The organism is Acinetobacter uliginosus (assembly GCF_044130295.1).
Taxonomy (GTDB): Bacteria; Pseudomonadota; Gammaproteobacteria; order Pseudomonadales; family Moraxellaceae; genus Acinetobacter.
This window is the reverse complement of the sequence record NZ_JBIQOC010000032.1, coordinates 1-13097: the sequence shown is the minus strand read 5'-3', so window position 1 is coordinate 13097 and position 13097 is coordinate 1. Positions and strand designations below refer to the sequence as shown.

General features: G+C 39.6%; 8 protein-coding genes and 1 pseudogene. 1 reads left to right on the top strand and 8 read right to left on the bottom strand.

What is annotated here, in order from left to right:
* Positions 1 to 194 precede the first annotated feature (194 nt).
* From ACE01T_RS07980 to ACE01T_RS07950, 7 genes are all read right to left on the bottom strand, one after another.
* Entirely contained in the window at positions 195 to 602 is a 408-nt protein-coding gene (locus ACE01T_RS07980; RefSeq protein WP_395519082.1) for a hypothetical protein, read from the bottom strand.
* A 193-nt stretch (positions 603 to 795) separates the two neighbouring features.
* Positions 796 to 2091 carry a cytosine deaminase gene (codA, locus tag ACE01T_RS07975; protein ID WP_004763100.1) on the bottom strand — a complete coding sequence of 432 codons (1296 nt, stop codon included), beginning with the start codon at positions 2089 to 2091 and terminating at the stop codon, positions 796 to 798.
* A gap of 10 nt (positions 2092 to 2101) precedes the next feature.
* The gene (locus ACE01T_RS07970) at positions 2102 to 3319 is read right to left on the bottom strand and encodes a PucR family transcriptional regulator (RefSeq protein WP_004763098.1); all 1218 of its coding nucleotides are present in this window, start codon (positions 3317 to 3319) and stop codon (positions 2102 to 2104) included.
* A complete protein-coding gene (gene codB, locus ACE01T_RS07965) occupies positions 3316 to 4593 on the bottom strand; it encodes a cytosine permease (RefSeq protein ID WP_004763097.1) in 1278 nt (425 codons plus the stop codon). Before codB ends, ACE01T_RS07970 begins: the two co-directional genes overlap by 4 nt.
* 608 nt (positions 4594 to 5201) lie before the next feature.
* Positions 5202 to 8402, bottom strand: coding sequence for a tyrosine-type recombinase/integrase (locus tag ACE01T_RS07960; RefSeq protein WP_395519081.1), 3201 nt, complete (start codon positions 8400 to 8402; stop codon positions 5202 to 5204).
* Positions 8386 to 10713 (bottom strand): hypothetical protein, encoded by a 2328-nt coding sequence (locus ACE01T_RS07955; protein WP_395519080.1) that lies wholly within the window; start codon positions 10711 to 10713, stop codon positions 8386 to 8388. The genes ACE01T_RS07960 and ACE01T_RS07955 overlap by 17 nt, the downstream gene beginning before the upstream one ends.
* A gap of 2 nt (positions 10714 to 10715) precedes the next feature.
* A complete protein-coding gene (locus ACE01T_RS07950; protein ID WP_171546413.1) occupies positions 10716 to 11384 on the bottom strand; it encodes a hypothetical protein in 669 nt (222 codons plus the stop codon).
* Positions 11385 to 11999: 615 nt separating this feature from the next.
* Between ACE01T_RS07950 and ACE01T_RS07945 the strand changes: the two genes are divergently transcribed.
* Complete coding sequence (locus ACE01T_RS07945) at positions 12000 to 12476, top strand: hypothetical protein (RefSeq protein WP_395519079.1); 477 nt, start codon at positions 12000 to 12002, stop codon at positions 12474 to 12476.
* Here ACE01T_RS07945 and ACE01T_RS07940 read toward each other — a convergent pair.
* A pseudogene (locus tag ACE01T_RS07940) lies at positions 12473 to 13097 on the bottom strand (IS3-like element ISAba29 family transposase); the annotation flags it as partial. The gene ACE01T_RS07945 and the pseudogene ACE01T_RS07940 sit on opposite strands and share 4 nt — an antisense overlap.

Genomic DNA, 13097 nt, shown 5'->3' with positions numbered 1-13097 from the left:
TCCTTAACAGATTTACGGAATTAGGTCGACCACTTACCCAAGTTACGCCTTAAATTTGGCTCAATTAGGGGCGCTTTGCATTTCAAATCTTTGTGCAACAAAGCCAGTTTGAAGCAATGTACTATGATAAGATTAACCCGTTAGGTCAGGTGGCCTAACTTAAATAAAAAAGTCTCCGACAAACCCGGTACGGTTCAGATTGTATACATCATGCTTTCATAGAAACTGCTATCCCAATAGGTTCCAATCCCGAATGGAATCGGTTGCAAGCCCACGGTGATTTTCTGCTGCTCATCCAGTTGATAACCCAGATAAGCATCTGACAATGTAATCAAATCACACATTTCGTTAAATTGGACACAGCGTGCCGTAATCTTGCCATCTATCTGATCTTTCTGATAATTAAGATTGAGCCGGATATCACTGATCTGCGCTTTACTCTTTTCGCTTTCAGCATATTCTTTATATTGATAATTACCTCGTACAAAACCAGAAACCGACCAGGCTTGTTCTTCTGCATGAGTTACAGTCATTGTGGATAAAACAGCAAAAGCTAGGCCTGAAGGGATAGTCATACGGTGTAACACATTTTTTTTAAGCATAAGAAACCCCTTATCTATGCAGAACATAGACAATTTTTTGATTTAGTGATTTGGATTGCGGGTCAGGTAAATCCGGTTTAGGACAATGCCGGTTGTTTATACATCCGGATTTTGCCTACCCGCTAGATCAGTTCATCGAAAAATATCTTTCACTCGGATCAGATATTTTCAGTGTGTTGTTTTACGTATTGAATTAGACGCCAATCGCTAAACGCTGAGTTGCAGCATCCTGCTGGGAAGGTGTTGCAACAGACAATAATTGCACCTGATCTTCCTGACGCTGCATGATGATGTTGCCATGACGCACACTTAGCACCGCCTTGGCCTGATTAGCGACAACCTCATAATCATTCTTGGCATTGAACAGGATAAAGCTCGCCGGTTTTCCTACTTCGATGCCATATTGATCCCCCAGACACATGGTTTTGGCAGAATTGTCCGAGATCAGATCCAGACAGTGCTGCAGGTCTTCATAGCCCAGCATGTGACAAATATGCAAACCGGCATCCAGAATGCGTAAAATATTGCCATTGCCGACCGGATACCATGGATCACGGATCGAGTCCTGCGCAAAGCAGATGTTCATGCCAGCACGGTCAATCTCCGCCACGCGGGTCAGACCACGACGTTTTGGATAGTTGTCAAAGCGGCCCTGTAAATGGATGCTTTCGGTCGGGCAGGAAATAAAGTTGATTTTTGAATGCTTCAGCAAACGGAACAGTTTATAGCAGTAGGCATTATCATAAGAGCCCATGGCTGTGGTATGACTGGCCGTGACACGCTCGCCCATGTTTCTGACCAATGCTTCATCGGCCAATACTTCCAGAAAACGTGAATTCGGATCATCGATTTCATCGCAATGAACATCAACCAGTACATTGTATTTTTCGGCCAAGTCCATCAAGTAATGCACGGAGCTCACGCCTTTGTCACGGGTATATTCAAAATGAGGAATCCCCCCGACCACATCAGCCCCCATCTGCAAGGCTTTTTCTAGCAGTTCACGGCCATTTTTATAAGACTCAATGCCTTCTTGCGGAAATGCCACGATCTGCAGATTCACCACATCCTTGACTTCATTCTTGACCTCAAGCATGGCTTGCAATCCGGTCAATTGCGGATCGGTAATGTCGACATGGGTACGCACATGCTGAATGCCATGCGCTACCAGCATGTCGATGGTCTGTTTGGCACGCTGTTTGGTATCTTCAAAGGTAATGCTGGCCTTGCGTTGCGCCCAGCGTTCAATGCCTTCAAACAGCGTCCCGGACATGTTCCATTCTGGCTCACCTGCGGTCAGTACCGCATCCAGGTGAATGTGCGGATCAACCAGTGGCGACATCAGCAACTGCTGTTTCGCATCAATAACGTCAGGTCCTTCGAGGGTTAGCAACCCGGCCTGTGGCTCAATCGCATCAATTACCCCATTGTGATAGCTGATCGTGAACAAACCGGTCTTTTTACGTAAGGTTGCATTAATAACTTTCATATTTTTCTCTCTAATCGTGGGATATTTGCCAAATTAATAAGGCAACGGAAGCATTCAAACGGAAATTGGGATTGCCCAATGATTGTCCGGTTAATGCTTCAATTTTTTGGATACGCTGGTTCATGGTATTCCGGTGAATGCCAAGCCGGGCAGCGGCCTGAACGGCATTGCCACTTTCCTTTAACCAGGCATCCAGGGTTTCAACCAGCACATAGGGCTGTTTTTTTTCAGGTTCAATCAAGCAGCCCAACGTTTCATTCATCAGTTGCTGGGTAACGGCCTTGTTCGGAATAGCCTTGATCAACCTTAATACACCCAATTCGTTATACAGGCAGACACCCGAATTGGTTTTTAAATCCGAGGCAATTTCTTGAGCCTGACAGGCCTCCCAGTAGCCACGTTGAAAGGCGATGGCAGAATTTACTTCGGTGGATAGTCCAACATACAACTTGAGATCGGATTCAGACTCGCGCAAACCGGAGACCAATGCCGACAGAGCCTGGAACCAGAAATTCAGATCCTGATCCTGCAAAGATAGAACCAAACTAAACTGCTCTCCCTGCGGAACAATAGGGAAAACCTGTTCATGCTGTTTTCTCCAGCTTTCCAGATGTTCATAACAAGCCTGTTTTTTCTGGTACAGATCATTGGTTTTGTGCTGTGCACCGCTATCCTGAAAAAATTCTTGCACATTACTCAAACGAACCACTGCCACCACATGTTGCCCTAACAAGGGTAAACCCAACTGCTGTGCACGCAACTGAATGGTTTCCAGTGATGGAAACTGGCCCAGTAAAAGCTGGCTCATCACATCTTCTGCAGACTTCTTGATTTGTGACAGTTGAACCAAGCGGGTTCCAATCACATGGGTCAGTTCCACCAGCTTGAGGTGGTAAGGCTGTTCAATCAGGGGTAATCCAATTGCATCGGCCTTTTCCAGTACTGTGGCCGGAATCTCACGAATAAAATCGGTACCGGTCAGGATCACAATACCAGCTACTTTTTTGGCAGCCGCCTGATCTAATAGATCTAGCAGGTTGGCTTCATCACGTACCTGGTTGATACCTGTAATAAATACCAGCTCACCACCTTCAATCCAGTCTGAAATTCCTTCGTTCTCAGCGACATAGAACCAGCGAACCAGACGGTGCACATGGTCGGCACCTGCCCGCAACCGCAGTTCATACAACTGTGGTAGTTCCAGCACCTCGTGCACCGTCATACTCATACTGATGGCCCTGTCATCACTTGTGCTGATTTTTCAGCCGATTTTGCTGGAAATAAACGGATCAACACCACATAACATACGGAAGCAACCGCAATTCCGACAATCGGGGCAATCCAGGGAGAGTTATACGCCACGATCGCACCGATGCTATAGGCTATCAGACCATTCCAGTTAAAATTCGGCAGCTCTACATCATTCAGCAACGGATATTGACCTTTGTAGCGAACCCAGTAATCCGCCATAATGACGCCACCTACAGGTGGAATGATCGCACCGAGTAACAACAGGAATGGCAATAACAACTCATACATGCCTGCGACAGCCAGCACAATCCCCACAATTGCAGCCAGGATCGTCATGGTTTTCCGGCGTTCGCTACGTACTAAATGGCATGCTGCTGCGGACACGTTATAGATGGTTGGGCCTTGAATGGTCCACAAGTTCATGCACAGCATAATCACTGCTGCGACAGATAGGCCTTGCAATACTAGAACCTCTACAATGTCTGCTTGTTGGTAAACAATCGCCATCCAGGCACCCGCCAAGACCATCAAGCCGTTACCAATGACAAAGCTGATCAGACATGCCCATACTGCGATCTTGCCGTTTTTCGACATACGGGTCCAGTTGGTGATTTGCGTTGCGCCACTGGCAAACGTACCAAATACGATGGTCACAGCGGTAGAGAACGTCATGGCTTCCGTTGGCTTAACAGCAGTCAAGCCCGTCCAGCCGCCAATTTCTTTGGTGGCCAATACAATTGAGGTAATGAGCAGGATAAACATCAAAGGAATTGAAACCCGTGACAGGTACTCCAATCCTTTAAAACCAACCAGTGCGGTGACCGAGAAGAGTAGACCAAACGCAACCATTAACGGGATTATCCAGCTTTCTGGCATCCCAACAATTTTCACCAGCGAAATAGCCAGTGTTGCAGTTCCCCAGGCATACCAGCCCAGTTCGGCAAACCCCAGTAAAAAATCGGAGAGTTTGCTGCCTAAATTGCCAAAGCAGAAACGTCCCATTAGTACTGTGTTTAACCCACTGCGAGCAGAAATTAAACCGAGTGATGCAGCATAGAGAGCCAGTAACAGATTACCAATTGCCGTGATCCAGAGGATGTCAACAAAATCAAATGCGACGCCAATTTTGCCGCCAGCAAACATAGTGCCGGTAAAAAAAGTAAAACTAAACAGCACCATTGCAATCGGAAACAATCCTTTTCGATTGGCTTGGGGTGTTTCGGTCAGTGGACTTTCTTCATGTGTACTCATTTTTAGCTCCAGTCTCTTGCGCTATTTTTGAATACATCTGACTTTGCAAGAGCCGTGCCGCTTTAAAATTGGGTTACTTTTAAGTAATACGCCCTTCAAAACATGTGCAACATGCACATTTACAGATATTTTTAATACATTTCTATGCCAGTTTTTTGTGCATGTTGTTGATTAAATGAGTTGATTTCGAGCAATCTCTAAGGAGTAAATATCACGAAGATTTATTGGTTGATACCTAAACACTAGAATGTAATTTCCCTTCTGGATATGTTTCGTCGATTCTTTTTGCAAAGGAGAGTGGTGGCAGTCCAAAAGATGGTTATGTGTGTCTAGAATTTTGGTAGCTATTCAGATTAATCCTCCGACTTTCCCATTAGAGGCATTACCTAAAACCTACTATAGAGTAAGCTCTTAGTGCGAAACAAATCCCTCTAATAACGCATTTGCAGAAAAGGTAAAATTAAAAATGAGTCATGGATTTAGGCTGCGCAAGAGAGGAATGAAGTAAAAGACCATGTTTTGGTCATTTGACGTAAAATCTCTTATACAAAATTGGGTTGTAAGCCCAAAATAGAAATGTCCGGTTTCTCCAAAGTAAAAATGGGAGCTTAAGGCTCCCATTTTTGTGGATTAAGTTCAAGAGTTTGTGGCCGGCCAATACAGGCTAGATGCAGACAAAATTTAAACGCTGCAAGTGCTCTGCCATCTTTTATTGAGTAAAGTTGAAGGCGAACATAATCTTCCTGCGTTGTTGGATAACCTTTAGTTTTACTGTGTGATTGAGCAAGTTTCATTAATAAAGGCTGTTTCTTAGTATCTAATGATTTGATTAAGTTTTGTCCGAGAAGATGCCAAAATTGACGTGGAAACAAGTCTTTTACCATGGAATAAAATGATTCCAATTGATCGATTTTGCCCCATCGATAGTGAATACCTGTATGAGAGGCGGTGACACGACTTAAAAATATTTCAAGCACTGCTTTAATTTGATCTGGATTCTTTTTAAATAAATTTTGAATCTTCTCAAAAAAATGGATCATTGCTGTTTGTTCTTCAGCGGTGTCGATCATGGCAGGTTTGAGGGGAGTTGACTGATGATTTATGTTGTTAAGATCAAATAATCGGGGGTTATTTTTTTGAGACTTAAGATTGCTTAATTCTTTGGCGTTTTCATACCAATAGTTAACGAGTTCGATGGGTAAACTCATTTCTAGTGATACACGCTGTGGGTCACGATGAATCTCTAGTAAATTAAGACAGTTGTAAAACAATTTAAATGAAATTTTAGACTCCTTTGTTCCAGCGAAATATTTAAAAAAGTCATGGGGTTGAGAATTAAACGAAGCGATTTCATCCAGAATATCTTCTACATTGCTGTTTAACCAGCCAGTTTGATCGTTGAGTAAACGCTGACATAAATCATTAGAATGCTTTTCGAAACTAAATTTAGCAGAATCTTTCGCTGTATTTAAAAACTTGAAAGAAGGTTGATATCCCAGTATTTTCTTCGCCAATTGATTATCAATGTCTGGGTGATATTGCAGTATTTTACGTCCAGCGATCAGGTAGCTTAAATGGATATAACTTTTAAAGGTCTCAGTAGGATCAATATGGCCTAGTAAATGGGCAATAATAAACCAATGATGTTGACCATGTGAATTGCGGAGTATCTCTGCTCGAATAGATTGATATTCTTCTTCGGTGTAATCCGTCAGATTTTTTACAAGTGGAGTGTAATCAGAATTGAGAAGAACTGATAGGTGATTTGCTGCAGTGTGTCGGAACGAATGGAAAGAATAATCATGATAATCAAAAAGCTCATTCATAATCATTTTAAAAGGTGTAGTCACTGTATGCTTGTTAAGTTTTGTGTTCTCATTCCAATTGCGAAATAAGGATAAGTTTTTTTGTTTGAGTAGGCGTTGCTCGATTACATGACTATGGAATAGCTGATATTCATCAGTTTTTAATAAACAATGTACAGGTACTTTTCGTTCAGCACTATCTGTTTTGAGTTCATGTAGATTCCCTTGTTTTTTAGAACCGTACGGTTGAATCCATACTGATATATTGGTTAAACCCTCAATATCTCGTACACGCAATCCGAGTATTTCATTAATGCGCATACCTGTTCTGTAAGCTAAAATATAAATAATTTTCAATGTCTTATAATGGTGTTCATGGATACAAGCACTTGTGAATAGTGCATCCAACTTGTGCATGAAAGCCTTATAAGTTAAAGGGCCTATGATGCGGGCTCTAGGTCTGCTTTGAGTAGCGATGAATTCTAAGTCAAATGACTCTGCATTGAAGACTTTTTGTTGGAATACATGGAAGCGTTTCAACATCCTGATCGTTTGACCTTTTGATTTTTTGAAATCAGGTTGATTTGCTTCAGCTGCTAGTCGAGTATTCGTAATGATTTGTTCGTAGATTTTATTCAGAGTCGTATTCAGTTCATCTTCTGCATCGAGATATTGTAATGAATGAGTCAACCAAGGTTCAGCAATCCGGGTGTAGTAGGTGTAGATCGAGCTATCAGTTAAACGTTGATTTTCCTGAAATGCCTTTTCAAATTGAATCACGCAAAATTTAAAAATTTCAGCGATAGGCAGGATTTTTTCCGGAGCAGGTTTATAAAGACTAATAAGCCATAAGACCATACGTTTGCTATATTCATTAAATTTTTCGGCATTTTCAATACAATATTCGATAATTAATATATCAATACCTTTATCGGTTTGTGCAGTACGAATAAGCTTTAAAAGATCTTTATGAATTTTGATGACATTGTCTAAGGCCTGTTGAGTATCATCAGAGTAGGACTGCTTCAGTATAGAAGGCGATTTTTCTATATCGACATCATTAATAGGATCCTGCTGATATTTGAATTTTGGTTGAAGAAATCGTTCAAATTCAGTCTCTGATAATCCACATGTTGCAGTGTTTTCAATCAGACATTGTGAGAGTGCAGGATCAATGTCAACGTTCGGGAGTTGCATCCAGTTGAAATTGGCATAGTTACGTAATAATTTATAAGTTTTGAAGGTAAATGGTAACTGAAGTTTATTAAAAATAATCTCCAAATAATCCTTAACATTTTGATGTACGTTACGAATATTTCTGGTGTTAAAGTGTATTAACCATAAGCGGGTAATTTGATCTGGAATAAAATTGCGTGATTTGCGTATGGTTTTTTCATCAACGAATAGATCACCATACGAGGGAGAAAGCGGTTCCAAAAATATAATGTTGAGATCTTCGATATTTCTAATTTTTGCCGGATCTTTTAAATGTTCAAGCAAAGCCTCCAATGTGGCTTTTTGATTTAGGCCTGAGTAAAGCATGGCACAAATAATGATATTCCCGATGATCTCATCATCAGAAAAGGCCTGACTATCTTTCGCTAGAATCCAATAGTCCCAAAGCTGATCAATAATTTCATCAATCTGATGCCCCTTCTTGATCCAGTCCATCGTGAAAACTGGCTGATCACGCTGCATATCAAACGTCAGACTAGGCAGAGGTAAAGGCTCACTACGTTGTAGATTGATTTTCTTAATATAGGCCCGGAAAAATTCATGCGCATATTTTTTCCAAGCCAAGCTTGGAGCCTTGAGCTTAATAAATTCATAAATTGCTGGATAAAAGGATTCAAGATTCTCTTTTTGTTCTAATTCTTGTTCTTGAAAATATTGGGTCAGTTCCTGTTCTACATCTGCTCGAAGCTCTTTTTCCTTATTGAGTCGATCTTGTGTTCTGCGTTCTTCAGCGTATAACTTTTGAGTTCTTTTATTGGATGAGGACATGGAGTTCAATACCCGTAATTTCAAAATGATCTTTCATCTGTTCAAGAATAGGAGCGATACTTAAATATTGTGAAATGGCTAAGCTCGAATAGGGATGCGCAGCTTCTTGCTGCATTGGTTCATGACCGAATAAGGCCAAAATTTCAGGTTCGCTAATCTTATTGCTGAGAAAAGCGCGAGCTGTATGTCGATGCCAGTTCTCATATTCCAGGCCTAGCTCGGGATTGAAGTTATTCACAATTGATGGACTCAAGGTCTGCCATTTTTCCTGGCTAAAAATATTTAGGAGCGGGAGTTTGTTTTCCATAATCTGTTGAATATTGTCTTGAATTTCTGGATGATGCGGGCCGATTTGAATTTTAAAAAAATCTAGAAACTGTATGAATTTCTCCATTTCCTGTACGACAAAGTTACAAAGCGGAATTAAACGCCCATAGCCTTGACGTCCACCAATTTCTTTATCAGAAACCATGAGTATTTGTCTTTTTAGGCTAAAGCTCTTTAAAAATCCAGGGAAGTCAGAAACTGGACGTGCAGCCGTAAACAGCAATAAAAAGTGCCACATCCAAATATTATAGTGGTTAAAAACAGCAATTAAATCATTTTCCTTTTGCACAAAAATTTTAGCTTTGAGTACGGCAAAGATTTTTTTAACCATATCCGCTGTGGGAGCTTTGCGGCTACCAAAGTTTTTTTCTGCAGCATGTTCGATGTTCTGGTAGTCATTAGATAATGACTCACATAGCTCTTTTAAAATCGAGACATACTCGGTCTGTAAAGTCTCAGTATTTTGATGACAATAAGAAATAGAAGAAGATTTATTGGCGTCAATTCCGGTAAGTAGGTCAGCAAGCTGTTTATTTCCAGTTCGTTGCAGAATCGTTTGATGTAAAAGCGAACTAATCTTTATCGATGACAATTTTGGAATATAAAGTTCTGTTCTTAGCTGTTCTAAAAGCTGTTGAAGATCGTCTTCATTGACAGGATCATTATTTTGCAGGTAAGCAATAAATTCATTAGGAATCGGGATCTCCAGATAGACTGTTTGGTTGAGCAAGCAGTTCGAATAAGCAAAATTATTATTTTCAAAAATTGAAAATTTACTCCTCAGAAAATATTGTCCTTTCTTAAGAATGATTTCCTGACGAGAATTTAAATTCTTAGCACGTTTTTTTTGTAGCTTTAACCATTCATCAATTTTATTACCCGTTATAAAGGACAGTATCAGGATCAAAGCAGCCTTCTTTTTCTGAATTCGTTTTAATATTTCATTGGGAGTTCCTTCAATTTTTGCATGATAATTTTCGTATAGTTTATTAAGTAAGGCACTCACACTTGTGGTATCTGGAAAAAGGTTGCTGAATGGCAGCAAATGCTCTTTTCTTTGAATATGTTTAGCCACTAAAGGCAGGACATAGCTTTGGCTGGATTCTGAGTATGCGGCAAGGGGGGTAACAACAGTCGGGTCTATGTGTATTTGACGTATATTTTGGTCATCTAATTGTTTTTCAATATTGAGGGCTTTTGACTTCGAACCCTTCTGAACTTCTGAAGTTTCTTCAATAAGCTGATCTTCATCTAAAAAATGATGTTCCAGTTTTGTGTTTATACTAGTTTTGGCAATTTTTGCCTTGTTTTTCAAAACATAAGTAAATGTGATACGAATAACTTTCAGCAGGTTTTGTACAAAATCATCCGATTTCTTTTTATCAATATCTTTATTTGTTAACTCATTAAGATATTGAACAAACTCTTCTAAAGAAAGTTTAGGATTTTGAAGATGCTGGTTCCAAAGCTTCTCGTATTCGCGTGTGTTTCGATATTCTTTGTTAGAGTTTAGAACCGAATTGGCTATACGAAAGCGGTCAAATAAGCGTTTTACAGTAGTGAAATGTTCCGTGTTGTTTTCTTTAAAAAGTTCCGGTTTCATATCTGGAAGAGCAATCAGATAGATTGCTGCTTTCAAGACTATGATATTCCAAGTCAAAGCATTTTCTTCTGACTGTGCTAATTGTGCAATTGAGTTTACATACCAAGTGATTGGATTTTCGCTAATTTTATGTTGTCGCGAAAGGATTAAGGCTGCTGGTTTTGTAATAACATGATCAGATTGTGGTTTAAAATCTGAGAGATCGATCTTCAGGCCTTCCAGATATTGATCAGTTTGTTCTGAGGTAAGTAAGTCAACGACATATTGAATATGTTCGGTACGGTTAAGTTCCTCACCCCCAAAGAGTTTTTCTAACGTTCTTTGTAATAATGTCTGTTGAGTCTCAGTCATACTTTGATTCGTTTTATTATATTCAGACATTATCATTTCCATAGCTGATCAGGTGAGATAGCGAAGTCAGGGTGGTTTAAAAGCTGTTGAACAATTTCATCAGTTTGCTCCAGTTGATCCAACACGTTTCGTCTTTGCTGCTTGATAATTTTATTGCGATGATTGAGTTGGTTTCGTGTGAATTTCAACAGTTTGGCAAGCAGATCCAAGCTAATAGTGCAGTGTGGTTTGAAAGAGTTTTCTTTGTTTAAATTGAGAATCACTTTAGATGAAATATGCATATTGATCAGTCCCTGTAACCTTTCTGGATTCAGTTTGTTCAAATCATGATGAAAAGAGGAAAGAAATTTGAGGAATTCTGAACTTGCTTGTTGTTTTAATAGCTTAATTTTCTCAACATCGCGAGGGAAAGAATGTACCTGCAGCTTGATATTTTGGGGAGTGGTATTTAACAAATATAAGTACATGTGAATATTGTTGGCCACTCTGTAGCCGTCAATATTTGGATCTTTCCATACACGAAGTTCGGGTTGGGAGACAAATATAGATAAATCAGCTTTTATGGATTGAAAAGCCCAAACATAGCAAAGCTGAATTCCAGAAAAATCAGGATGAACACTGAGATGAAGTTTATTGAAGTTTTTGCAGAATAATTCTTTAGCTGTACCAAATTCTTGATTGAACTCAAAAGTCGTTTTCATCTAAATGAGAGTCCTGAAAAATTATTAAAAAATAACCAAGTGAAATTCTTATTTTGTTTGGGCTAGAATTTTTTACATTTTCATGAATTCAATGTTGCTTAAGATGAACCTTATACTACTTACAAGAAAAAAATATTTCAAGTATTTGATTTAATTAAAATAATATATCAAAAAATGTTTCTTTTGTACATGTGAGAGGCTTTGTTGCATAAACATTCAAAAGCCGAATTTTCCCCGAGCCGTTCAAATTTAACAGACAACTTGGGTATGTGGTCTACCTAATTCACCCTTGGCATTCCACGTACAGAACTGGCTAAACAAATTTTAGGCATGTTTGAGACTGGGCTAGCTAGCTCTCTTACTTTTTTCCTCACGCCGGATGGGAAAAATGGAATTTTTATAAAAGATATTACGCTCCTAGCTTAACAGTTTGGATGGCGCATTTTTTATTTCAGTTTTTTAGATGCGGGTTTTTGTGTTGTTTTCCCAAGTAGAGATTTTATGTTAAATAAAAAATAAATTTTGAAAACTCACTTGGACAAAAAATAATACTTTACTACTATAATAGGTATATAATAGGTAAAACTGGCTATACTTTACTATTTAAATAGAATTATGAATGATTTTTGCTCTGTCCAAATATTTCTGAATAATCAATGGATCAATTGTGCCACTATTGAAGTAATAGGTGAAAAAGCTAAAGGTTGGAAAGCTAGCTGCGGAACATATTATTCAATGGATTACGCAATTGAACATATGGGGTTACGAGATGGTCATGCTGTTTCAAACCATTATCCGATTAATTTAGAAAGCAATATTGAGCCTACGTGGCCAGCTTTTCTAGTTGATCTATTACCTCAAGGATATGGTCGAAAAGAACTATTAAAAAAACTTGGCCGCCCTGAGTATGAAGAAGAGTCAGCAGATTGGCCATTGCTTAAAGTAGGAGCGAGCAACCCTATTGGTAACTTAAGAATAAAAGAAGCTCATGAATGGCTTTTAACTCAATATTCAGATCAGTTAGTACAAGGATTTTCAATACAGGAAATTGAACCGTACCGGGTTTGTCGGAGACTTTTTTATTTAAGTTAGGCCACCTGACCTAACGGGTTAATCTTATCATAGTACATTGCTTCAAACTCAAAAGGTGATACATAACCCAGTGCACTGTGTACACGCTATTTATTGAACCAATCTACCCAGTTTAGTGTCGCAAGTTGTACATCCGCTAAACCTTGCCAATCCGCTTTTAAATATTCAATCACCTCTGTTTTGTATAAGCCATTCACCGTTTCAGCCAAAGCATTATCGTATGAATCACCAGTCGTACCGACTGATGCTCGTAAATTTGCTGCTTCTAAACGATGGGTATAACGAATGGAAAGATATTGCACACCTCTGTCGGAATGATGAATCACATTCTTTGGCATGCCTCGATCATGCAATGCTTGCTCTAATGCATCGAGCACCATATCGGTATTCATTCGTGTAGATACTTTCCAGCCAACAATTGCTCGTGAGAACACATCAATAATAAAGGCGGTATAGACCCAGCCTGAATGAGTTTGAATATACGTAAAGTCACTGACCCACAGTTGGTCAGGATGATCAGCAGTAAAATTACGTTTCACTAAATCATCTGCTCGTTTTTGGTCATCTCGGCTACGGGTGGTTTGTTTGTTCTTACCTCGCCAAACACCTTGTATACCTAGT